The 23,008-nt window shown below is 70.8% G+C and carries 19 protein-coding genes; 6 read left to right on the top strand and 13 right to left on the bottom strand.

Annotated features, from left to right (window positions below; genetic code table 11):
• Window positions 1-30: 30 nt before the first annotated feature.
• On the top strand, window positions 31-1,422 hold the full coding sequence (pdxR, locus tag KME79_RS07360) for a MocR-like pyridoxine biosynthesis transcription factor PdxR (protein ID WP_219543805.1): 1,392 nt from the start codon (window positions 31-33) through the stop codon (window positions 1,420-1,422).
• On the opposite strand, the gene KME79_RS07365 is transcribed toward pdxR, so the two are convergent.
• Window positions 1,409-2,533 carry a DegT/DnrJ/EryC1/StrS family aminotransferase gene (locus KME79_RS07365; protein ID WP_219543806.1) on the bottom strand — a complete coding sequence of 375 codons (1,125 nt, stop codon included), beginning with the start codon at window positions 2,531-2,533 and terminating at the stop codon, window positions 1,409-1,411. The genes pdxR and KME79_RS07365 overlap by 14 nt on opposite strands.
• Window positions 2,530-3,612, bottom strand: a complete 1,083-nt coding sequence (locus KME79_RS07370) for a GNAT family N-acetyltransferase (RefSeq protein ID WP_308248826.1) — start codon at window positions 3,610-3,612, stop codon at window positions 2,530-2,532. The genes KME79_RS07365 and KME79_RS07370 overlap by 4 nt, the downstream gene beginning before the upstream one ends.
• A 147-nt stretch (window positions 3,613-3,759) precedes the next feature.
• Between KME79_RS07370 and KME79_RS07375 the strand changes: the two genes are divergently transcribed.
• From KME79_RS07375 to KME79_RS07385, 3 genes are all read left to right on the top strand, one after another.
• A complete protein-coding gene (locus tag KME79_RS07375) occupies window positions 3,760-4,788 on the top strand; it encodes a phosphotransferase family protein (protein WP_219543807.1) in 1,029 nt (342 codons plus the stop codon).
• 54 nt (window positions 4,789-4,842) lie between these two features.
• Entirely contained in the window at window positions 4,843-5,592 is a 750-nt protein-coding gene (locus tag KME79_RS07380; RefSeq protein ID WP_219543808.1) for an SDR family oxidoreductase, read from the top strand.
• A 99-nt stretch (window positions 5,593-5,691) separates the two neighbouring features.
• Window positions 5,692-7,089: a GH39 family glycosyl hydrolase gene (locus KME79_RS07385; protein ID WP_148029644.1), complete on the top strand. Its 1,398-nt coding sequence runs from the start codon at window positions 5,692-5,694 to the stop codon at window positions 7,087-7,089.
• A gap of 2 nt (window positions 7,090-7,091) precedes the next feature.
• Here KME79_RS07385 and KME79_RS07390 read toward each other — a convergent pair whose 3' ends face one another.
• The 10 genes from KME79_RS07390 to KME79_RS07435 all read right to left on the bottom strand — a co-directional run bounded on the left by KME79_RS07390 (window position 7,092) and on the right by KME79_RS07435 (window position 20,448).
• The gene (locus KME79_RS07390; protein WP_219543810.1) at window positions 7,092-10,370 is read right to left on the bottom strand and encodes a hypothetical protein; all 3,279 of its coding nucleotides are present in this window, start codon (window positions 10,368-10,370) and stop codon (window positions 7,092-7,094) included.
• A gap of 91 nt (window positions 10,371-10,461) precedes the next feature.
• Complete coding sequence (locus KME79_RS07395) at window positions 10,462-11,760, bottom strand: lipopolysaccharide biosynthesis protein (RefSeq protein WP_148029646.1); 1,299 nt, start codon at window positions 11,758-11,760, stop codon at window positions 10,462-10,464.
• Between the two features lie 13 nt (window positions 11,761-11,773).
• Window positions 11,774-12,577 carry a polysaccharide deacetylase family protein gene (locus tag KME79_RS07400; protein WP_148029647.1) on the bottom strand — a complete coding sequence of 268 codons (804 nt, stop codon included), beginning with the start codon at window positions 12,575-12,577 and terminating at the stop codon, window positions 11,774-11,776.
• A complete protein-coding gene (locus KME79_RS07405; protein WP_219543811.1) occupies window positions 12,574-13,515 on the bottom strand; it encodes a glycosyltransferase family 2 protein in 942 nt (313 codons plus the stop codon). Before KME79_RS07405 ends, KME79_RS07400 begins: the two co-directional genes overlap by 4 nt.
• A 26-nt stretch (window positions 13,516-13,541) precedes the next feature.
• Window positions 13,542-14,375: a glycosyltransferase family 2 protein gene (locus KME79_RS07410; protein ID WP_148029649.1), complete on the bottom strand. Its 834-nt coding sequence runs from the start codon at window positions 14,373-14,375 to the stop codon at window positions 13,542-13,544.
• 156 nt (window positions 14,376-14,531) lie between these two features.
• Entirely contained in the window at window positions 14,532-15,656 is a 1,125-nt protein-coding gene (locus tag KME79_RS07415; RefSeq protein WP_148029650.1) for a GNAT family N-acetyltransferase, read from the bottom strand.
• Entirely contained in the window at window positions 15,653-16,075 is a 423-nt protein-coding gene (locus KME79_RS07420; RefSeq protein ID WP_246639421.1) for a hypothetical protein, read from the bottom strand. Before KME79_RS07420 ends, KME79_RS07415 begins: the two co-directional genes overlap by 4 nt.
• A 193-nt stretch (window positions 16,076-16,268) precedes the next feature.
• Window positions 16,269-17,786: an RNA polymerase sigma factor gene (locus KME79_RS07425; RefSeq protein ID WP_219543812.1), complete on the bottom strand. Its 1,518-nt coding sequence runs from the start codon at window positions 17,784-17,786 to the stop codon at window positions 16,269-16,271.
• A 123-nt stretch (window positions 17,787-17,909) separates the two neighbouring features.
• Window positions 17,910-19,589: a substrate-binding domain-containing protein gene (locus tag KME79_RS07430; RefSeq protein ID WP_308248827.1), complete on the bottom strand. Its 1,680-nt coding sequence runs from the start codon at window positions 19,587-19,589 to the stop codon at window positions 17,910-17,912.
• Between the two features lie 253 nt (window positions 19,590-19,842).
• Entirely contained in the window at window positions 19,843-20,448 is a 606-nt protein-coding gene (locus KME79_RS07435) for a cation diffusion facilitator family transporter (protein ID WP_219543813.1), read from the bottom strand.
• A 179-nt stretch (window positions 20,449-20,627) separates the two neighbouring features.
• Between KME79_RS07435 and KME79_RS07440 the strand changes: the two genes are divergently transcribed.
• Window positions 20,628-21,410, top strand: a complete 783-nt coding sequence (locus KME79_RS07440) for a DUF4184 family protein (RefSeq protein ID WP_219543814.1) — start codon at window positions 20,628-20,630, stop codon at window positions 21,408-21,410.
• On the top strand, window positions 21,403-22,212 hold the full coding sequence (locus tag KME79_RS07445; protein WP_219543815.1) for a TrmH family RNA methyltransferase: 810 nt from the start codon (window positions 21,403-21,405) through the stop codon (window positions 22,210-22,212). Before KME79_RS07440 ends, KME79_RS07445 begins: the two co-directional genes overlap by 8 nt.
• A 6-nt stretch (window positions 22,213-22,218) precedes the next feature.
• On the opposite strand, the gene KME79_RS07450 is transcribed toward KME79_RS07445, so the two are convergent.
• Window positions 22,219-22,992 carry a neutral zinc metallopeptidase gene (locus KME79_RS07450; RefSeq protein ID WP_219543816.1) on the bottom strand — a complete coding sequence of 258 codons (774 nt, stop codon included), beginning with the start codon at window positions 22,990-22,992 and terminating at the stop codon, window positions 22,219-22,221.
• Window positions 22,993-23,008 lie beyond the last annotated feature (16 nt).

Consider the following 23,008-nt stretch of genomic DNA (forward strand, 5'->3'; position numbering starts at 1 on the left):
AGCCACTATCAACGCCTTCCCGGAGACCACTTGCGCGCCCTCGTCGACCTTCCGATCTCCCTGTCCAGGGAGTCCGACGTGCCGCTGACCGTCCAGCTCGCGGGCCGGCTGCGCGACGCCATGCTCTCGGGCGCGCTCGCGACCGGCGAGCGGCTGCCGTCCTCGCGCGGACTGGCCGCCCAGCTCGGGGTCAGCCGCACCGTGGTGACCGAGGCCTACCAGCAGCTCTACGCCGAGGGCTGGCTGGAGGGACGGCACGGCTCCGGCACGTTCGTGGCCTCGATGGAGACACCGCCCGGCGCCAACGGGGCGGCCGCCGCGCAGGCGCCCGCCCCGAAGATGGCGCGGCGGGCGGTGCCGGGCGACCACGTGATCAACCTGTCGCCCGGCCGCCCCTGGGTGCGCGACTACGACGTGGCCGCCTGGAAGCGGGCCTGGCGCAAGGCCGCCGACCTGCCGCCGGGCGACTATCCCGACCCCTACGGCCTGCCCAGGCTCAGGGAGCTGCTCGCCGATCACCTGCGCAGGGCCAGGGCGGTGGCCGTCGGGCCGGAGAACATCCTGGTCACCCGCGGCACCGGCAACGGCCTCGACCTGTGCGCGCAGGCGCTGCTCGGCGCGGGCACCCGCGCGGGCGTCGAGGACCCGGGCTACCACGTGGCCCGCACGGTGTTCGCCGCCAGGGGAGCGGAGGTGGTGGCCTGCCCCGTGGACGAGGACGGCGTGATCGTCGACGACCTGCCCGCCGGACTGCGCGTGCTCTACACGACCCCCGCCCACCAGTACCCGCTGGGCGGGCGGCTGCCGATCCCGCGCCGCGAGCGGCTGCTGGCGTGGGCCAGGCGCACCGGCGCCACGGTGGTGGAGGACGACTACGACGCCGAGTTCCGCTACGACGTCGCCCCGCTGCCCGCGCTCTACGGCCTCGACCCGTCGCGGGTGGTGCTGCTCGGCACGCTCTCGAAGTCGCTGGCGCCGGACGTCGGGGTCGGCTGGCTGGTCGGCACGCCCGAGCTGCTCGACAGGATCGCCATCATCCGCCGCGCCGTCTCCGACCGCACCAGCGGGCCGGTGCAGCAGGCGGTGGCGACCCTGCTGGAGCGCGGCGACCTCGACCGCCACCTGCGCAGGATGCGCCTGGAGTACGCGCGCAGGCGTGCCGTGGTGGTGGAGTCGCTGGGACCGGTCTGCCGCCTGCGCGGCGACACGGCCGGGCTGCACGTGCTGGCCGAGCTGCCGCCGGGGCTGGCCCCCCGCGTCATGGAACGTGCCGCGGAGCGAGGGGTGCTGCTCGACACGGCCGAACGCCATCATCACGGGGTCGAGCGGGTGCACGGCCTGGTCATCGGGTACGGTTCAGCCTCGCTCGCGCAGGTGCGGCGGGGCTGCCAGATCCTGGCCGAGCTGATCAGGGAAGGCTGAACGCCGGGGCGGCCTCCAGCTCGCGCAGCAGAGGCAGCGCCCGGCGCGCGTACAGCGGGTCGACCGGCAGCACGTGCCGGGCCCACCAGCGGGCCGGCGTCGGGTCGGGCGAGGGCTTGGTGAGACCCGGCGCGTAGTCGTCGTACGGCGGGTCGTAGAGATAGCCGGTCGCCACCCCGCGCCGCTCCAGCTCGGCGATGGCGGCGTCGCGGTCGCGCACCAGCAGCGGCACCCTGAACAACGGCTGGTCGAGGTGGTCGCGCACGGCGGGGGCGGCGATCGGCAACGACGCGAGCAGGGCGACCCCGGCCAGCCTGCGCTCGCGTTCGCGCGGCACCTTGGCCACCCGCCTGGTCTGGTACCACCGGGACACCCGGCCCCGGGCGGCGCGGTAGTCGTGCAGGTCGGCCCGGACCCACGGGTCGAACGACGGCAGCGAGGGCGCCCGCGGCAGCGCCTCGGCCAGCTCGCGGGCCATCAGCGCGATGCGGTAGCCCTCGCGCTCCTCCTGCAGGCCCAGCGCCCGCATCAGCCACAGCGCCGGGCGCACCAGGTCGAGCCGGAGCGCCGCCTGGCGGGCCATCGAGGTGGCCACGGCGAACAGCTCCGCGCGCAGCGACCCCGGCCGCAGCAGGGCGTCGCGGGCCCGCTCCAGCGACTTCAGGTCGGCGCGCTCTGCCACGGCCAGCACCCCGCCCGAGCCGGCGGCGGCGTGCTTGCCCAGGCTGAACACCCCGGCCAGGCCGAACGTGCCGAGGGGCCGGCCGCCGACCGAGGTCTCCATCGCGTGGGCGACGTCCTCGACGAGGACCTTCCCGGTGAACGCCGTCACCTGGTCGGGCAGCCCGTACAGATTGGTCGTCAGGACCGCGTCCACGGAGGAGAGGTCGGCGCGGGCGGCGTCGATGTTGCCGTCGCGCGGCGACAGCGGCGCGATCACCGGGCACAGCCCGGCGGCGAGCACCAGGAAGAGGATCTCGTCGGCGGAGACCGGCGACATGAGCAACCGCTGGCCGGGCGAACACCAGTGGCGCAGCGCCAGGTAGAGACCGAGCCGGTTGGAGGGGAGGAGCAGGCAGTGGCGGCCGGTGCGCTCCTCCAGGAACCTCATCCGGCCATCCTGGCCCGCAACCGGCCGTAGGTCTTCAGCGCCTTGTCGGCGGTCCTGTGGAGCACCGGATGGGCCAGCACGGTGGCCCTGGCCCTGCGCGCGGGCACCCGCATCATCCAGTGGACGCCGGCCGGGAGGCCGGGCCTGGCGAGGCGGCCCTCCGCGACGGAGAGCTCGCCGGTCTTGAGCTTCTCCTTGTACTCCTTGGCGCCCCGGCCCATGTCGATCAGCTCGATGCCGGCGGCGGCGGCCTTCTCGGCCATCGCCAGGTGCTGGATGAGGCCGGGGGAGTACTTGGCGAAGGCGGTGTCGTAGGCGGGGAACCAGCCGGCCAGGGTGGTGCGGGTGCGGACGCCGAAGTGGCCGGCCACCGGCCGGTCGCCGACGTAGACCATGTCGAGCACGCCGGCGAAGCTCTCGCCGCGGGTCGCCTGCAGCCGCTCCACCAGCTCGACGATCCACCGGTGGGAGAACCGGTCGGTGCGGCCGGTGCGGCGGTACTGGTCGGTCTTCCAGTTGAGCAGCGTGTGGAGCGGTCCCGGGTCGGCGATCGCGAACTCGTGGCGCACCTCACCGGCCTCGCGCCCGAGCTTGCGCTCCTTGGCCAGCGTCGTCTTGTAGGTCTTGCCGGAGTTGGCCCGCAGGAACTCGGTGTAGGGGCCGTAGCCGTCGCTCAGGTCGATGACCGGCGACGGATAGGTCTCGTAGGTGGCGCCCAGCAGGGGCTGCCCGATCACCAGGTGGTCGAACTCGTAGACGCTGAGCCCGCACTTGCGCAGCAGCTTGAACGGGTCGATCTCGAGGTCCTTGGCGTAGATCATGCCCTGGGCGTCGGTCAGACCCGCGGCCACCGGTTTGCCGATGCCCAGCGGGTGTCGCTCGAACGGGAAGAATCCGACGATCTCCGGCCCGTCGTGGATCACCGCGACCCGCACGGCGTCGCGCAGCTCACCGACGGTGAGCGTGAACTCCGGAGACAGGAAGGGGTTGTCGAACGCCGTGTCGCTTTCCTGCAAAGCACGCCAGCGGCTGATTTCGGCGTCTCCCAGCTCTCTGGGATGAGCGAGGGTGACCTGCACTGGGCTCCTACTGTCGACATGCCTCGGGGCGGCAGACATGTGGAAACTCAGCTTAAAGGATCGGTGTGTCGCCTGTTCTCGCAGGTGCGGAACGTTACGCAACTCCCAGGTGGTTTTCAGAACCGAATAACGTTCTAATATCAGACCATGACCGTACCTGGGATCGACCGGCCCCGGCTGTTCGCCTGGATGGGCCGCCACGCGCCCGACGCCGGTGAGCCGCTGTCCGTCTCGCTCATCTCCGGGGGCAGGTCCAACCTGACCTACCTCATCGAGACCGGCGAACGCCGCGTGGTGCTGCGCCGGCCCCCGCTCGGCCACGTGCTGCCCACCGCGCACGACATGGCGCGCGAGTGGCGCGTCATCTCCGCGCTGGCGCCGACCCCGGTGCCCGTGCCCGGCCCGGTCGCGTTCTGCGCGGACGAGGACGTCATCGGCGCGCCGTTCTACCTCATGGAGTACATGGAAGGCGCCGCGGTGCGAGGCCGGGAGGAACTCGGCGACCTGCCGCCGGAGGGGACCAGGAGGCTGAGCGAGCGGCTGGCCGAGGTGCTGGCCGCCATCCACGCCGTCGACTACCGGGAGGCGGGGCTGGACGGCTTCGGCCGTCCCGACGGTTACCTGGCCCGGCAGGTCGAGCGCTGGTGCAAGCAGTGGGAGCGGTCGAAGACGGAGGAACGGCCCGACTTCGACCGCCTGGCGGAGCGGCTGCGCCGGAGGCTGCCCGCACACTCGGACGGCACGCTCGTGCACGGCGACTACCGGCTCGACAACACGCTGGTGCGGCTCGGCCCGGAGCCGGAGATCCGCGCGGTCGTCGACTGGGAGATGTCGACCCTCGGCGACCCCCTCGCCGACCTCGGGCTCACGCTCACGTACTGGCAGGATGCCGGGGACGAGGAACGGGCCGGGATCCCGGTCGCCGGGGACGTGACGGCCGCGCCCGGCTTCCTGAACGCCGCCGAGTTCGCCGCCCACTACGCGAAGGTCTCCGGCCGCGACACCGCCGAACTGGGCTTCTACGTCGCGCTCGGCAACTTCAAGCTCGCGGTCATCGTGGAGGGTATCCACGCCCGCTTCCGCCAGGGTAAGACCGTGGGGGAGGGGTTCGAGCGCATCGGCGGCGCCGTGCCCACCCTGATCGCCCGCGCGCACCGCATGCTCGGCCCGTCCTGACCGCCGGCCACGCCTGATCCGACGCCAGTCACACCCACCGCCCTGAGGAGCGTCATGAGCACTGTTGCACTGATCACCGGAGCGGCGAGCGGCATCGGCGCCGCGGTGGCCCGCCGCCTGTCGACGGGAGGCGCCAGGTGCGTCCTGGTCGACCTCGACGGCGACGGCGCCGAGCGGCTCGCCAAGGAGGTCGGCGGCGTCGCCCTGGCCGCCGACGTGCGCACCGAGGAGGCGTCCAGGCAGGCCGTCGAACTGGCCGAGAGCACCTACGGCCGGCTCGACCTGGTCCACCTCAACGCCGGCATCTCCAGCGGCGTCGACCTGAACGCCTTCGACCTGGCCCAGTACCGCAAGACCGTCGGGGTGAACGTGGACGGCGTGGTCTTCGGCGTGACCGCCGCCCTGCCGTTGCTGCGGCGCTCCGGCGGCGGCGCCATCGTGGTCACCGCGTCGCTGGCCGGGCTGGTCGGCTACGACGGCGACCCGATCTACACGATGACCAAGCACGCCGTCGTCGGCCTCGTCCGCGCCCTCGCCCCGCCGCTGGCCAAGGAGCACATCCGCATCTCCGCCGTCTGCCCCGGCTTCACCGACACCCCGCTGGTGGCCCAGGCGCGCGAGCTGTTCATCAGCGCCGGATTCCCCTTGCTGGAGGCCGACGAGGTGGCGGCCGCCGTGGAATCGGCTTTTTACGCCGACGACACCGGCAGCTTGCTCGTGGTGCAGCCGGGTAGGCAACCGGTGCCGTACCGTTATGCAGGGGTTCCTGGACCCGCGAGCGGCCAGCGGCCACCATCGTCCTGACCGTTCGCAAGCCACTCGCAACCCGGACGGTTACGGTGAACAAGGTCGAGGGCCTGGCGCTCGGCCTTGTTTGGAACGTTCGTGAAGGGTGGGTTCAGGGTGATTCCGACGGACGGCAGGCATGCCCGCAAACGGTCGCCATGGCCGCTGGCCGTCGGGGCGGGGGTCGTCGCGGTCCTGCTGGTCGCCGGCATCCTGACCTACGCCGGCCTCCGCTCGGAGCCGGACGACGGGCCCACGAGTTACGTCGGCGGCGAGATCGCCTCGTCCGCGCCCGCCGAGCCCGCGCCCGAGCTCGACCCGCCCCCGGCGGTGGACGACTGGCCGCGCTGGGGCATCACCCACACCCAATACAGCGCCGACAACGAGGACCGCGTGGCCCGGGAGGCGGCCAGGGGGATCCTCGGCCGGGTCCCGATGCTGCAGAACCAGCACATCATGGGCTGGGGCGCCGGCAACCCCGAGCCGAGCCCCGGCCAGTACAACTTCGTCGACCTCAACAGGCGGCTGAAGTTCATGGCGTCCTCGCGGTCCATCCCCGTGATCACGCTGTGCTGCGCGCCCGACTGGATGAAGGGCGGCCAGGCGGGCCGCACCGACTGGTCGAAGAACCACACGGTCGCGGTCAAGCCCGAACACTTCGACGACTACGCCAAGCTCGCCGCCCGGGTCGCCAAGCAGTATCCGACGGTCGAGTACTACATGGTGTGGAACGAGTTCAAGGGCTTCTGGAACGCCAGCACCAACCGGTGGGACGCCGAGGGCTACACCGAGCTCTACAACAAGGTCTACGACGCGCTCAAGAAGGTCAACCCGAAGATCAAGGTCGGCGGCCCCTACGTGCCGATCGAGAGCTCCAAGGCCGACAGGCCGTCCGAGCTGAAGGGCACGTACGGCAGCGTCGACCAGCGGGCGCTGGACGCGATCGAGTACTGGATCGAGCACAAGAAGGGCGCCGACTTCATCGTCGTCGACGGCGCCACCATGACCACCGACGGCGGCAACGTCCCCGACGACTTCGCGGCCACGGAGAAGTTCAGCGCGATCAGCACCTGGCTCAGGCAGAAGAGCGGCGACCTGCCGGTCTGGTGGGCCGAGTGGTACGTCGAGCCCGACGACTCCGGCTGGACCGAGGACAAGCGGACCGCCGTCCAGGCCACGGCCCTCATGGAGTTCGCCAAGAGCGGTGTCTCCACGGCTCTCTACTGGAACCCGCAGACCAGGGGCCGCGGCGAGTGCGCCGGCTGCCTGTGGCGGTCCGGCACCGGCGAGGAGATGCCCATGGCCGGCCTGCTCAGCGGCTTCACCAAGTGGTTCCCCGCCCACGCGCAGCTGGTGCAGGTCCAGTCCTCCGACAAGCGGATTCGCGTCCTGGCCCAGGAACGCCAGGTCGTCATGGTCAACACCGCCGACACCGCCGTGACCGCCACCGTCGACGGCAAGCAGGTCACGCTCCAGCCGTACGAGATCCAGTGGAGCGGCCGCGGCCCCGCCTGACGTCAGTTGAGGCCCGCGATGTAGACGAACCGCTCCACGATCACCCCGAGCGCCACCGCGAAGGCCGGGATGGCCACCGCCAGCATCCAGCGGCGGGCGCGTGGCGCCCGGCGGGGGCCGTTGAGCCTGATCACCTCGTAGCCGAACAGCGCGATCCAGGTCACGGCCAGCGCCCCGATGCCGACCGGCGTCCACGGCGAGGTGGGCTCCCCCTGCACCTTGTACGGGCGAGGATCGGGGATCTCCGTGCCGCGCACGAACTTGCCCCAGGTGTAGAGAGCGGCGTCGTCGTTGGAGAAGACCCTCTTCAGCTCCGGCGCGGCGTCCAGCGCGGCCCGGAACTTCTCGCCCCAGCCCTCCGGGAAGCCCTCGTTGAGCTGCAGGTAGCTGACCTGGCCGCGGCTGACCACCACGTAGGTGTTGCGCGGGCTCTCGGGGCCGGGCTTCAGGGAGTCGATCACCCCGGTGATGTTCGTCGGGTCCTTGAACACCTGCGCCTGGCCGGCGAAGTTGACCAGCTCGATGTCGCGTTCGCCCCACGGCAGCGTGGGCGTGACCTCCGGGCCCAGCTTCGGCACCAGGTAGACCACCCGGGCGCTCGGCTTGTCGTGCTCGTACACGTAGTGCATGGCCGCGACCTCGCCCGAGGTCACCCGCTCGAACTTCTCGTTGCCGTAGCGGGCGACCAGGAAGGCGCCCGCGAACGCCACCGCCATGCACGCGGCCAGCACCAGCGAGATCTTCCTCGTCAGGTCGGGGTTGAAGCGCACGTTCCGCTTGCGCAGCGGGACGGTCTCCTCGCGCACGTCGGCGCTGTCGGCCGGCATGTTGGGGAAGAACGCGTACGCGGCCAGCAGGCACGCGCCGGGCAGCGCGAACATGTAGATGCGCAGCCCCATCTCGCCGCCGTAGCTCTGCATCGCCAGCGCCAGCGCCGGCACGCAGAGCAGGATCAGCGCCGCCCGGTCGAACACGCCGCGGTGCAGCCGCCTGAACAGGCCCACCGCCGCCAGCGCCAGGATCACCACCAGGATGCCCAGCCGCGCCTGCAGCACCAGGGCGTGCAGCGCGTCGGTGCCCTCGATCCGGTCGCCCGTGTTGGTCTGCAGGTTGTCGAGCACCCGGCCGAGCCCGCCGAAGATCGTGTCGATCTGGCCCACCCAGAAGCCGACGGCCATGTAGCTGATCCAGGTCAGCACCACCAGGCCGAGGAAGAACGGCAGCCCCCACGTCAGCGAGGTCCGCTTGAACAGCAGGAACGCCGTCAGCACGCCGAGCATCATGAACGGCGTGATCTGGTGGGACGCCGTCGCGGCCACGAACAGGGCCAGCAGCAGCATGAGCATGAGCAGCTTGTCGGCCCGGAACATGCCGGTGTTGGCCAGCTCGCCCGGCGTCATCGCGTCCAGGCGGGCCAGCAGCCTGCGCAGCCCCTTCGGCGGGATCGGCTTGGTGCGCGGCTCCACCCGCCCGAACCAGCGCAGCAGGATCGCCACGAACACCAGATAGAGGGCGAACGTGAAGCCCTGCGGCGAGAAGTAGTCCTGCCCGATCCACTGGACCAGGATGAACAGCAGCGCCGCGAACCAGCGCGCCCGCGTGGTCGCCACCACCTGGCGCAGGATGAGCACGAACGGCAGCAGGTAGAGCAGGTTGGACAGCAGCGGCGACCAGTTGAGTATCGGCGTCAGGTCCTCGATCCCGGCCGCCTTCGTGACGAACGCGAACAGCGCGAAGAAGCCCGGCCAGCCCATGCGGGCGTCGATGTTGATGGCCGTCTCGCCGGTCCTGCCGATGAACTCCACGAAACCGGCATGGATGTACGCGGTCGGGAACCTGGGTTCCTCGGCCACCAGCGCGCCCACGCCGTGCAGGGCGAACGTGATGGCCGCGATCTGGAACAACAGCAGGAACTTGCGGTCGGTGCTCTGGGCGACCGTGACGAAGAACGACACGACCATGATGAGGATGGCCGCGAACGCGGTGACGGGCAGCGCCGAGATCAGGCCGAGGCCGTTGATCTCCTCGGGGTCGACACCCCAGTACGGGCCGGGCGGCGCCTTGACCGCCAGCACGTACATGACCAGACCTTCGAGCACCAGCAGCACGGGCAGCCACCGGGGCGCGCTGGCCAGCAACCTCGCCCAGCGCCCTCCCTGCTCGCCCGCGACGCCTGGCGTCGCGACCGGCTTCTGCCGCACCGCGGTCGCGGTTTGCGCGGCCGCCGCGCCCTGCTTGGAGGCCGCTGGAGCTTCGGCCGGGTCTTTCTGGAGACCCGCCGGACCCTGGGGTGCCGCTGGATCTTTCTGGAGAGCGGTCGGGGCTTGGGTGGTCGCCGTGTCCTGTGGGGACGTGGTCTCCTGTCCGCCGTCTTCCGTCTTCGCGCCCGGCTGCCCGGGCTTGCCCTTGGCGGGCGCGGACGCCGCCGAGGCACTCGCCCCCGTGGTCCTGCCCCCGGGAGCGGTGGGTGCCGGCGAGCCCTTGGCGGCCGGTCGTGAGACTCCGCCGGTCGAAGGGGAGGTGAAGTCCGTGGTCGGCGGGGCCGTGGATGCGCCGGGGTCCTTACGGGCCTGCTGCGCGGGGAACGGAGTCGTGCCGGAGACGTCCTCCGTGGGCTTGGCCGAAGGGCCGAACTTGAGCTTGGGCAGCGTGGCCGTCTCCGGCTCGGCGTCCCCTTGCCCAGGCGCGGCAGCGGGGGCCGCCCCCTCAGCCTTCGGCCTGGCCGCATCGCCGACCGGCTTCTGGCCCGAGCGGGCCTCCTCCGCCTCGGCTACGGCCTTCTTGCCCGAGCGGGCCTCCGTCTCGGGCACGGCCTTCTGGGCGGACCGGGTCTTCTCGGGTACGGATTGCGCCTTGGGGGCGGTGGTGCCCTTGGACGCGGGTGGTGGGGCGGCCGCGGCAGCGGCCTCTTCGGCGGTCGGCGGGCGTCCGATGTGGACCGACGGCGGGCCGGGGATGCGGAAGGTCAGGGTCTGGCTGACGTCCTCGGAGTCCCGCTTCGCTCCGCGCTCGTCCTCGGCGGAGTCGCCTCCGGAGGAAGCCGCGGCACGCTCTCGGGCGGGCCGCTCGGCGTCCGTCACGACGTCGGCGGGACGCTCTCGGGCGGGTCGCTCGGCGTCGGCGGGGGGCTCTTCGGCCGCCTCTTCGTCGGACGGCCGGTCGTCGGCTGAGCCGTCGGTGGACTGGTCCGCGTCGGCGGGCTTGGGCGTGTCGGCTCGGTCCTTGGCGGCATCGAGGTCCAGCCGCGGGATGATCCCCGTAGCCTCCGGATCGAAGGGCACCTCTGACTCCTCTCCCGTGTCCCCCCGTACGCCGGAAGAGCCGGTGAAACGCGCTGTCATACGATCGCCGTCCCGTTGCCTCACGTGACCATCATGGGGCCCCGGGCGACCCCTGAGCGACGCTGAGCAGCCTAGTGTCGGCAGGTCTGAGAATTTTACGTAGTTTTCCGAAGATCACCAATGCGATGAGACTCTGGCTGATCAGCATGCCGTACCCCACCGCTTCGACGCTCGCGAACGGGAACAGCACCGCGATCGAGGTCAGCACCAGCGCCGCGAGCCCGATCTGCAGGAACGCCAGCTTCCGTACCTCGCCCTGTGCGCGCAGCGCGCTCAGGTAGATCTCGATCAGCACGCGTGGCAGCACGGCCAGCGCCATGAGCCGCAACAGCAGCGTCCCCTCGGCGGCGAAGGAGTCACCGAAGATCTGCAGGATGAGCGGGGCGGCGGCGACGGCTACCACGATGATGGGCACGATGATCATTAAGGCCCTGCGCAGCGCGTTGCGGCAGTTGACCGCCAGCTGGGACCGGTCGAAGGACCCCTCCACGGTCAGCGACACGGCCATGTTCATGGCCAGCAGCTCGATCATGCAGCCCAGCGTGTGGGCCATCGAGAAGCGGCCGAACGTCGCCTCGCTCACCTGGGTGGCCACGGCCACCGGCACCAGGTAGACGATCGCCAGGACGGAGAGCGTGCCGGGGAAGTCGCCGGACAGGAACCTGCCGATCTCGCGCAGCCCTGGAGGGTGCGGGTGCCGCTCGGCGGTCTGCCGCATGTGCCGCGGCACCACCACCCCGAAGATCAGCCAGTTGATCGGGATCAGCGCGATCGCCGTCGGCACCATCCAGGAGACGAAGATCCCGCCGTCGGGCAGCGCCCCGGCGAGCGCGACCAGCAGCCCCATCTTCATCAGGCCGAACACGATGCTGTTGACCGGGACCCAGACGGCGTTGCGCAGCCCGGTCAGCACCACGTCCTGGAGCGTGAAGACGGCCCAGACCGCGACCGCGCCGAGGAAGAACAGCCCGGGGCCGAACCCGCCGAGCACGGCGTAGGTGTCGCCCCACAGGGGCAGCGTCAGCAGGAAGCCGATCGCGGCGGTCACGCCCGTGGCGGCGGCGATCCCGTAGCCGCGCAGGATGAGCCCCGGCGTGCTCCGGCCGCCGATCGGCAGGTAACGCGCCAGCGCCCCGACCAGGCCGAGCGCGGTCAGCGACGCGAACAGCCGCATCAGCGTGATGACCGCCTGGCCCCGGCCGAACTCCTCCTCGGAGAAGTAGTGGGCCGCCAGCAGCCAGTAGCCCATGCCGAGCACCGCGGTGATGCCGGTGTTGGCCATCAGCGCGTAGCCGTTGCGGAAGAGCGGGTTGCGGAGGTCGCTCAGCACCTTCCGCCAGAGGCTAGACATTGCCGCGAACCCGTTGCAGCCCGTATCGCGTCCTTCTGACGACGGCGTAGCCCTTGGTCAGGATGCGTTCGCGCAGGTAGATCAGGGGTACGGCGGTGCCCTCGACGGCCTTCTTGAACATGCTGATCGTGGTGTGGCGGGCGACGGTCAGGCGCGGGATGGCGAGCACGTCGTGGCCGTCGGCCGCGATCGTGTTGTTCACCGCGCAGGCGGCGAAGTAGCCGGCCTTGCGCACCTCGCGGCGGACCCGCGCGCTGGAGTAGCCGTAGGGGTAGGCCATGGTCGCCACAGGAGTGCCGAGCTTGTCTTCGAGCAGGCCCTTGTTGCGGCGCAGCTCCTGGCGCAGTTCCTCGCCCGGGAGCTGGTCGAGCTGCGGGTGGCTGTGGCTGTGGCCGCCGATCTCGATGCCGGTCTGGGCGGCCTCGCGGGCCTGGGTCCAGCTCAGCATGTCGTCCAGCGGCCGGCCCGCGGCGTCCTTGCCCGCGTCGGCCACCCACCCGCTGGTCAGGAAGACCGTGGCGGGGAACGCGTGGCGCTCCAGCAGGGGCAGCGCCTTCGTGTGGAAGTCGGCGTAGCCGTCGTCGAACGTGAGCACGATCGGCTTGCCGGGCAGCTCGACGCCGTTGATCTTGTTGAGCCGGGCGACCAGGTCGCCCAGCGTCAACGGGGTGAAGCCGCTCTCCGCCAGGTAGGCGAGCTGCTCGTCCAGGTCGGAGGGGCGCACCGAGTGCGGTTTGGTCTCCTCGTTGGGCGAGTCGGTGACGGAGTGGTACATCAGGATCGGCACCCGGATCACGAGCGCACCCCCTTCAGCCGGATCGAGCCCACCAGGTAGCCCCAGGCGGTCCAGGCCAGCCCGACCACGATCGCGCCGGCCCGGCCCAGACCGCCGAGGTCGCCCCTGAGCGCCTCGCCGAGACCGCGCAGCGCGCCCAGCGGCAGCGTCTTCATCGCGTGCGCCCGCTCGCTGGACAGCCCGTCCTGGGTGCCCACCTCCTGGGTCACCAGGGCCTTCGACAGGCCCTCCGCGTAGCAGCGGGAGCGGAAGTAGCCGAACGTCTCCCGCTGCCTGGACACCTTGTGCCCGATCGCCGCCGTGGGCTGGAAGAGCATGACCGAGCCCGGCTTCCGCTGACTCAGGCGGATGCAGAACTCGGTCTCCTCGCAGCCCAGCGGCCGGCTCTTGCGGCCCTGCACGCTCCGGCCGATGCCGCTGTGGAAGCCGCCCACCTCGGACACCGCCTCGCGCAGGAAGGCCGCGTTGCCTCCCATCACGTTGCGGATCGGCGCCTTCACCTGGGGCATGCCCCGGTAGCTGCAGCCGACCGTCCAGTCGAACTCGTGCGGGAACCAGCGCGGCCTCCGGCCTGAAGCCCAGATGGGTTCGGTGCGACCGCCCACGCCGACGACGCCCGGATCCTGGAAGCCCTCCTCCAAAGCCTCCAGCCAGCCGGGATCGGCGACCGCGTCGTCGTCGAGGAACGCGACAATCTCACCGTTGGCGATGGCCACGCCGGTGTTCTTGCCGCCCGACAGGCCCTGCTCGTGCGAGTTCTCCACGACGATCGCGTGTGGATAGGCGCGCTTGAGTCTCAGGTGCAGGTCGGGGTTGTGGTCGACGACCAGGATCAGCTCGCGGGGCGGGCGCGTCTGGCGCTCCACCGACTCCACGGCCTCCCTGATGTCCTCCCACCGGTCCTCGGTGTAGACGCAGATGACGACAGACGTGTTCACGACGATTCCTTCAGGCGTTCGAGCGCTTACGCCACACCCCGGTCCGCGGCTGGGGCGGCGGCCGGCTCGGGCCTGGGCGGCGCGGGCTGGCGACGCCACTCACGCATGATCGTCCTGAGCACGCGCAGGCCGTCGCGTACCACGTGCAGGTTGCTCTCGCCGTGGATGCGGTCGCGCTCGTGGCTGGGCACCTCGTGCACCTTGAGCCCGCCCTTGGCGGCGCGGATGTTCATCAGCGTCTCGACCTCGAAGCCGTCGCAGTCGAGGTCGAGCACGTCGAGGTGACGCGACCAGAAGGCGTTGTAGCCGTAGCAGAGGTCGGTGTACTGGGTGCCGTACATCTTGTTGACGATGCCGGTGAGGACCCTGTTGCCGAAGCGGCGGCTGAAGGTCAGGTCGTCGCTGCCGCCTCCGGAGGCGTAGCGCGAGCCCTTCACGAAGTCGGCCCCGGTCATGAGGGCGCCCACGAACGAGATGATCTCGTGGCCGTCCGTCGAGCCGTCGGCGTCGATCATCACGATGATGTCGCCCGTGCAGGCGGCGAAGCCCTCCGCGAGGGCGTTGCCCTTGCCCTTCCCGGTCTGCGTGACGATCTTGACATTGGGCCGCAGGCGCCGCGCCACGGCCACCGTGTCGTCGACGGAGTTGCCGTCGACGAGCACGATCTCGTCGATCCACTGCGGCAGTGTGGCGAACACATGGGGCAGGTTCTCCGCCTCGTTCATCGCCGGAACTACCACACTCACTGTGGGTGAAATGGCCAAGTGGGGCGTGATCGGCGTGAATCGCTCAATAGGCGGCATCGAACGCAAGGGCATGACGTGGCTCTTGCCGTTGTGCTGGACGGTGTCGGAACTCATGGCGAAGTTGATCCTTCCGGGACCGGCCGCGGCGTGCCGGCGCCAGTGTTTCCCCGGTGCTGAGGGAACGCCTGACGAGACAGGTGGTGCATCGGCCGGTCCAGTGAGGTGCGGGTGGTGCTCGGGTTGTGCTGCTGAAGTGCTGACGGACCGCCACTAGGGCGCTCCCGGCACTTCCTTCGGTACTGCGTTCGGATCGTGCTGGACGGTACTGCGGACCCGCCCGAATCCTTTGAGGACTCGATCGGCTGCCTTATAGAGAGACGGCCGATCCAGCACGATAGTTCGGGCCTTGTTGAAAGGAGTTCGGCCGATCCAGTGGACGGCCGCCGCCGGCGTCGGCCTGGACACGCGCCCCTCGGCGACGTAGAGAGTGCCGCTCTTGAGCCAGTCCTTGTACTCCTTGCCGCCCTTGCCCATGTCGATGATGTGCAGGCCGCTCTTGGCCGCGGCCTCCGCCATCTGCATGTGGTGGACGATGCCTGGGGAGTATCGGGCGTATTCGGTGTCGTACGCGGGGAACCAGCCGACGAGCGTGGTGGCCGTCATCAGCCCGAAATGGCCGGCCACAGGCACGTCTCCCGCGTACAACATGGTGAGCACGCCGGAGAAGTCGGGCGACCTCGAGGCGTGCATCAGACCGGTCAGTTCGACGATCCACGGCTGGGCGAACCTGTCGACCCTGCCGGTGCGCCGGTACTGATCGGACTTCCAGGACAGGAGCGTGCGAAGCTCGGACTCGTCATCGGAGGCCCAGGCGAGCCGGAGCCCGCCGTGTTCCCTGCCGAGCTTGCGCTCCTTGTAGCGGACAGTCTTGAGATTCTTCGGGGAGTTGGCCTTGACCTGGTCGAGCCAGTTGTCGAAGCCGGTGGTGAAGTCCATGACCGGCGCCGGGCGGACGTCGCTCTCGTACGGGGCGAACGTCGGCTGACCGGCGACCAGGTGGTCGAAGTCGTACACGGTGAGCCTGCACGCGCGCAGGAGCGCGCGGGCGTCGAGCTGCAGATCGGGAGCAGCGATCAAACCATGACAAGTAGTCAGGAATCCGCCGAGAGGCTTACCAATACCGAAGTTGTGTCGCTCATAAGGAAAAAATCCGACAATACGGTCTTCGTTCTCAATAACGGCAACCCGTACATAATCCCGCAATTGATCCATGGCGAGCGCGAACTCCACCGACAGGAACGGATTGTCCAGACTCGGGTCGGCCTTCTGGAGCTCCCGCCATCGTGCCCGCTCGGGCCCGCCAAGCTCGCGCGGGCGCACGACGCTGATCTTCACCTTGCCCTGGCCCCCTGTTCGGTCTGCATGTTCTTCCCCCGGTACAACACGCGAAGCACGTACATGAACCCGCCGAGCACGGCGACCGTCGCCACGCCCGCCCGGGGTGACCACGCGTCGAACAGCAGCATGGCCTGGGCCAGCAGCACGTTGATCACGAGGCTCGCGGCGGCTCCTACCGATAGTGCGGCAAGCGGATCACGATCGCGCAACAGGCCGACGACCGCGGTGCCCGGCACGACCAGAAGGAAGAGGGAGATCAGGAACGGCCGCAGAGGCGTGTCGATGTCGAGCAGAGCGATGACCGCCCCCGCTATGCAGGCCAGCGAGAGCAGCCACGTGACCGCTCTGCGGTGCTGCTTGAGCATGCCGTCTCTCTCCCGGTTCTTCGCTTCGAGGTGCGCGGTTGATCGCTCCATGGCATCAATCCATGCGCGCGCGCGTCAACGCCGACGCGTGAGGACCACGTCAGGTTTACCGCAGGTCGCCACTTACCCATGTGGGATTGACCACATGGGTAGGAAGCACCTCGGCCTGACACGTTCCCCAGCTACACCAGGATGCCCTATCTGCCACACACGTACCGACTTCGCGTCCGACTTATCGCATTTTTTAACGCGATGACGAACTGGCGGCTTCGGGCACCGGTGTGCCGGTCGGTCCGGCGCTCGCGGTGACGTCGTCGTCGGGCAGCCTGGTGGGGCCCGGCACGGCCGGGTCGTCCCAGCTCAGCGCGCAGGCCGAGCCGCCGCCGTTCGAGGTGATCGTCACCGTTCCGCTGCCCTCTGTGCCGGGATCCTCCACCGTGACCCAGACGACCGCCGTGCCGCCGGGCTTGATCGAGCCCGCGGCCGGGACCACGCCCAGTCCTTCCGACGCCGCGGCCTTCCAGGAGACAGTCCTGTTGCGGGCGCGCAACCCGATCGTGGCGGCGCCGGCCACCTCCTCCGGGCAGGTCGTGGTGAGCCTGGCGGGACGGGCGGCCCGCCGCCGGGTGGGGGTGCTGACGGCCGGGGGCCTGGTGGTCGCCAGGTCGGCGGCGGGCCGCCGCGTCGGCTTCGGCGACGGCGTGCGCTCGCGCCCGCTCTCGCTCGGGCTCGGGGTGGGGCCGGACTCCTCCTCGGTCTCGGCCGGCGGGCTCTCCGGCAGCACGTGCGCGGTGGGCGAGCCCTCGGGCCGCAGGTCCAGCGCGGTCTTGGCGCCCTCGTGGCCGGTCATGGCGACCAGCACGGCCGTGCCGGCCAGCAGCGCCGCGGCCGCCAGCAGCGCCGGCGCGAGCCCGCGCCGCCCGCGCCGCCGCGACCGGCCGGGCGGCGCGGGGAAGCCGCCGCGGTCGAAGCCGTCGCCCCGGTCCAGGATCATCGTGCGGGTGTCGCCCAGCGCCGGGTCCGCGCACGTGCCGAGCACCCGCTCGCGCAGGGAGAACGGCGCGTACGCCACCGGGAGCATCTCCAGCAGCCGCGCCGCGGACACCTGCGCCCGCCGCCGCTCGGTGCAGACCTCGCAGCCGCCGATGTGCGCGGCCAGCCGCCGGCGCAGCGGCGGCGTCAGCGGCCCCTCCCACGAGTCCACCAGCGCCGAGAGCTCGGGGCAGTGCGCCCGGCCGGTCCTGGCCAGCACCACCGCCGCGGCCGCGTTCTCCAGCAGGTCACGCGACCGGCGCAGCCTGCTCGCCGCCTGCCGCGAGGTCAGCCCCAGCACCGAGCCGACCTCGGCGGGCGTGAGCCCGTGCCGCGTCGACAGCTCCAGGATCTCCCGCTCGCTCCTGCGCATCTCGCCCAGCGTGGCCCCGACGAGCTCGGCCAGCTCGTGGTCGTCGGGGTCGTCCAGCGGCGCCGCGGCCCCGCGATGGTGGCCGAGCCTGGCCATCGCCTGGAACCTGACCAGCGCGTACAGCCACGCGCGTAACCTGGCCGGCTCGCGCAGCCGGTCGGCGCACCCCTGCGCGGTCACCACCGCGTCGTGCACCGCGTCGGCCGCGCGCCGGTCGCCCAGGAGCGAGGCGGCGTAGTCGTGCAGCCGGTCGCCGTACGCGTCGTACAGGCGCTCAGGCGCGCCCGGATCGGCGCGCCGCAACGCCGCCACCAGTTCCAGATCGTGGGCGCGGTCGACCGCCGGCCATCCAGGCACCAGTACCTCCCCGCGGGTGACAAGGAATCCCCGGCGTAGAGGACGTCCCTGGCGCCCGGCGGGTTGCCAGGTCGTGCCCAAGTGGCTTAACCAGGTAAAACAGGGGTAGATGTGACGGTTGTGTCAGCCGTCGCAGTTGGGGGAGCAGAGGCGGCGTTCCATGCCCTGGAGGAAGAAGTCGCGCACCTGGAGCGGGTCCTTGGCGATGTAGGCCTCGCCGCCGGTGGCCCGCGCCACCGCGTCCATCTGCCGCTTCCCCGCCTGCGCCTCGGGGCCGAACGCGATCAGCAGGATGCTGACCGGCCGTTCCGGGTTGTAGGTCTCCTTCAGGAATTGCAGGATCTCCGCGTCGCTGACGCCGCCGTCGGGGTCGTCGTTCCCCGCGCCGTCGGTCAGGATCAGCAGCGTGTTGATCCTGTCCCGGGCGTACGTCTTGGTCATCTCGGTGTAGGCGGCCTTGATCGTGTCGTTCAGGCCGGTGTCGCCGGTGGCCTTGGCCTGGACCGAGGCGAGCTCCCTGGCCAGCGCGTCCTTGCGCAGCACGCCGTCGACGCTCTGGGTGAGCGGGCCGACGGAGACGACTTCCTTCCAGTCCTTGCCCTGGCCGTCGAGGTGGGTGGAGAACATCCACACGCCCATCTCGGAGTTCGCCGGGAACAGCGTCAGGCCCTCGGTGGCGATCTTGCTGATGGCCTGCATGCGGGTCAGGTTCGTGCCGGGGACCGGCAGCGCCATCGTGCCCGAGACGTCGAGCAGCGTGAGCAGGCGGGTGCCGAGGTTCAGCCTGGTCCAGGTCTGGCTGACGGTGGCGACGGTCTTGACGTCGGGCTCCGGCAGCGCCTTGGGGGCGGCGGGGACGAAGCCCTTGGCCTCCGACAGCGCCTCGCCCGCCGTGCCGTCGGGGCCGCGGAAGCCCTGCGCGCGCAGCACCTTGAGCGCGGACTCCTTGGCCAGCTCCTGGCGGAAGTCGGCCGCGGCCTTCTGCGTCGCCAGGTCCTTGGTGAGGACGGTGAGGGGATAGTCGAGGCTCAGCGTGCCCTCGGCCGGGTAGAGCGCGACCGCCGGAGTCTCCGGCTTCTTCGTGTTGTGCACGTGGATGGCCTGCTCGGAGCTGACGCCGATCGGCACCTTCCCGCCGGACTTGACCGTGAGGCTGGCGAGCAGCGCGGTCGAGTCGGCCGCCACCTGGCCCGACAGCTCCTTGAGCGCGCCCACCAGCGCCTTGCTCTGGCCCGCCTCCCTGGCCACGCCGGACGCGGCCATCAGGGCCGCCATCCCGGCCGAGCTCTTCTGCGGGTCGAGGGCGACCACGCGCACCTTCTTGCCGGGGCCGTCGGGGTCGGCCACGTTCGCCGCCGCCACCAGAGCGGACCAGCTCGGCTTCAGCGTGCCCTCCAGCTTGGCCGCCGCGGACGCGGCCGTCGCCAGCACGACGGGCGAGGAGGCGATCGAACCGGCCGGCTGGGGCACCTCGACCTGCTCCGACACGCGGCTGTTCAGCTGGCTCAGGATCAGGCTGGAGTCGGGCACCCAGATGTCACCGGCGAACTTGCCCGCCGCGACCGCGCTCGCGGCCTTCGCGGAGGTCTCCTTGGCCACCGTGACCTCGACGCACTTGCTGTCGATCGAGTGCAGGGCCTTGGTGTACGTGCCCGCGATCTTGTTCAGCGCCGGCTGGATGTCCGGGCTCGCCACCACCCGCAGCGGCAGCCTTCCGGCGGAGCAGTCGTGTTCGCGGGTGAAGATGACGAACGCCGCTACGCCGAGCAGCACCGCCAGCGCCACGGCTCCCGCGAGCGGCACCAGGACCCGTCCGCGTCCACGCGCCCGTCTGCGCGCGGAGCGGGAAGATGGGTCCTGGGCTCGGTAGCCGCCGTCGATGTCGTCTGTGCGGTGTCGCCCCACGGTGTCCCTCTTGGTGTTCTTGATCGCCTGGCTGAGCCTGACCTTCCGGAGACCCTGGCGGGTGGTACTCCTCGATACCCGGGGAACGATACTCGGTAGGCTTGCCGGGGCAAAACACCTCTTTTGGTGCAGTTATTACTCAGGGTCGTGTTCAGTGGCAGCACGTGTGACCACGCCAGGCCCGTATCCCTTCGCGTACCGCGACCACGGCGAGGACCAGCGCCACGATCGGATCGACCCACCACAGGCCGAGGGTGTTGAACCAGAGCCCGGCGAGCACGCCCGCGGCCGTCAGACCGCAGATGATGTTCTGGGTGCCCTCGCCCGCGGTCGCCCCGGACGCCAGCCGCACCCCCAGCCGCCGCTTCAGCACGCCCAGCACCGGCATGCTGACCAGGCTCACCGACGTCACCACGATGCCGAGCAGGCTCACCTCCGCGCGGTGGCCGGCGTCCAGGTCGTGGCCCACATGCACGATCAGGTACGGGGCGAGCAGCCAGAAGCTCACCGCCACGGCCCGCCGCGCCCGGAGCTCGGCCGTCTCCGACAGCGTGCGCTCGCCGGTGAACCGCCACACCACGATCAGGCTGGCCAGCGCCTCCACCAGGGCCGACAGCCCCCACCCGATCAGCGCGACCGAGTGCGCGCCGAACCCTGCCGCCAGCCCCAGCGTGCTCTCCACGCCGAGCCAGACGAGCGTGACCAGGGAAAGGGACCGCGCGTTCCGCGCCGCGCGCAGCCATTCGGACGACGCCACAGGATGTGCATGAACTCGCTGGTCAGACACCTTGAACCCCCCGCATTCCCGGCTCCCGGCCCTCGACAGCGTTCCGTACCGGCCTCATCACTGTTCGTGACCCTAGAGGGTGGAGGCGAGGGACGGCCGAACTTCGCGGGTAGTGTCGTGATCAAGGAGCGACTCGTACAGGGGGGGCGGTGCCGTTCACACCCAGCCACATGGCGCTCGTGCTGCCCCTCATCTCGTCCGCCCGCCTGCGCCGCCTCGCCGACCCGTGGGCGCTGGCGCTCGGCGCGATGGTGCCCGACCTGCCGATCTTCCTGCCGTTCCTGCCCGACTACAGCGACTGGCACTCCTGGCAGGGCGTGGTGACGGTGGACCTGGCGGCGATGCTGATCCTGCTGGTCCTCTTCCACGGCCTGCTCCGCGACCCGCTCCTGGCCCTGCTCCCGCCCGCGCTGGCGGGCCGCGCCGCCACGCTCCGCCCCGCCTGGCCGCGGCTCGCCCGCGGCTTTCCGGCCGTCGTGGCCGGCGGCCTGATCGGCTCGGCCAGCCACGTCGCCTGGGACTCCTTCACCCACTCCACCGGGCCGGGGGAGTGGGGCGCGTGGCTGGCGACCCCGGTGCTCGGCGTGCTGCCGCTGTTCCGGGTCCTGCAGTACACCTCGTCGGCGGTGGGGCTGGTGATCGTCGTCTGGTGGGCCTGGCGCGGCCTGTCCAGGATGGCGCCCGTGCCGGTGCCCGCCGACCTGCGCACCCCCGCGCGGACGCGCTGGACGGTCCTGGCCTGGAGCGCGGCGGGCGTCGTCGCCGGCGCGTTCGCCTGGCCCCGGCTGGACGAACCCAACCCGGTCTTCGGCCTGCCCGGCGTCATCACCAAGGTCGGCGCCGGCACCGTCGTGGGGTTCTGCCTCGTGCTTCTCTGCTACGCGGCCGTCTGGCAGGTCAGACGGCTCATGGCAGTATCGGAACGTGCTTGAGTACGTCACGGACGCCGCCGATCCCCGCCTGACCGACTTCACCAGACTGCGCGACGTCGAGCTGCGCAAGAGCCTGGAGGCCGAGCGCGGCCTGTTCATGGCCGAGGGCGAGAAGGTGATCAGGCGCGCCGTCGGCGCGGGCTACCCGATCCGCTCCGTCCTCACCACCCGCCGCTGGCTCCAGCCGCTCGCCGACGTCCTCGGCGACGCCACCGTGTACGTGGTCAGCGACGAGATCATGACCGCCACCGCCGGCTTCCAGGTCCACCGGGGCGCCCTCGCCTCGATGGCCCGCCTCCCGCTGCCGCCCACCGCCTCGGTCATGGAGTCGGCCGACCGCCTCGTCGTCCTGGAGGACATCGTCGACCACGCCAACGTCGGCGCCGTCTTCCGCTGCGCCGCCGCCCTCGGCGTCGGCGGCGTCATCCTGTCTCCCCGCTGCGCGGATCCGCTCTACCGGCGCGCGGTGAAGGTCTCGATGGGGGCGGTGTTCTCGATCCCGTACGCCCGGATGGACAACTGGTACACCGGCCTGGACGAGCTGCGCGCGGCCGGCTTCCAGACCCTGGCGCTGACCCCCGACCAGTCGGCCACCCCGCTCGACGAGGTCAAGCTGGGTGACCGGGTGGCGTTGCTGCTCGGCGCCGAGGGCGACGGCCTGTCGTCGCGGTGGCTGCACGAGGCGGACGAACCGGTCTGCATCCCGATGAGCCCGGCGGCCATGGACGCGGGCGTGGACTCGCTGAACGTGGTCGCCGCCGCAGCCATCGCCTGTCACGGCCTCATGCGCGGCCGACGGTGACGCCGGTCAGGAGACCTTGGAGGACGACGCCGCCCAGGTGTTGCAGGACTTGGGGTCACCGGTGGCGAAGCCCTGCTTGATCCAGGCACGCACGTTGGCCGTCTTCCCGACCCAGCGCTCCGAGCCGGTGTCGCCCTGGACCAGGCTCAGCAGCTCGCGATAGTCACGCGACGTCCTGCCCTTGAGCGGCCACACGCTCTTCAGGAAAGCCCCGCCGAGGCAGTCGGTCTGCAGACTGGCGCGGCGCGACTGCTCCCGCAGCTCCGTCTTGTTGTCGTAGGGCTCGTCGTTGTAGGCGTCGGTGATGCCGGTGAGCTTCTGGACGTGGTAGCCGTACATGCCGGCCGTGTAGTTGAAGAGCCACAGGTCGTCCGGATCCTCGACCCAGGTCTTGCCCACCTGGACGGCGAGCGTCTCGGTCTTCTCGCAGTACCAGGCCTGCGAGTCGTCCTTGTCCACGTCCAGGCCGCAGTACTTCTTCGGGATCCGGTTGAAGTGCTTGACGCGCATCTTGCCGAAGTCCACCCCGGCCTTCGTCAGGTGCGCGCCCCAGGTCTTGTTGAGGCAGGCGACGACGGCGTCGATATAGGCCCGGGCCTGCTTCTTGTCGCCCGTCCTGATGCGCTTCTCCGCGCACTTCGTACGGGGGAGAGGCCCGGTGGCGTACAGGTCGTTCTTGGTGAGCTCGGGGCTGTTGATCGGGTCCATGGCGGCGTTGGCCGCGGTGCCGGACAGCGGAAGGGTGATGGTCGCCAGCGCGGCGATCATGAAAGTTTTCACATGGCGGGACCATAGG

Origin of the sequence: Nonomuraea harbinensis (genome assembly GCF_019396385.1) — a bacterium.
Lineage (GTDB): Bacteria > Actinomycetota > Actinomycetes > Streptosporangiales > Streptosporangiaceae > Nonomuraea > Nonomuraea ferruginea.

Bases quoted from the DNA above. Each gene is read 5' to 3' on its own strand.
- KME79_RS07365 (WP_219543806.1), bottom strand. From the start codon at position 2,533: ATGAGGTTCCTGGAGGAGCGCACCGGCCGCCACTGCCTGCTCCTCCCC.
- KME79_RS07375 (WP_219543807.1), top strand. From the start codon at position 3,760: ATGACCGTACCTGGGATCGACCGGCCCCGGCTGTTCGCCTGGATGGGC.
- KME79_RS07380 (WP_219543808.1), top strand. From the start codon at position 4,843: ATGAGCACTGTTGCACTGATCACCGGAGCGGCGAGCGGCATCGGCGCC.
- KME79_RS07410 (WP_148029649.1), bottom strand. From the start codon at position 14,375: ATGAGTTCCGACACCGTCCAGCACAACGGCAAGAGCCACGTCATGCCC.
- KME79_RS07420 (WP_246639421.1), bottom strand. From the start codon at position 16,075: ATGGAGCGATCAACCGCGCACCTCGAAGCGAAGAACCGGGAGAGAGAC.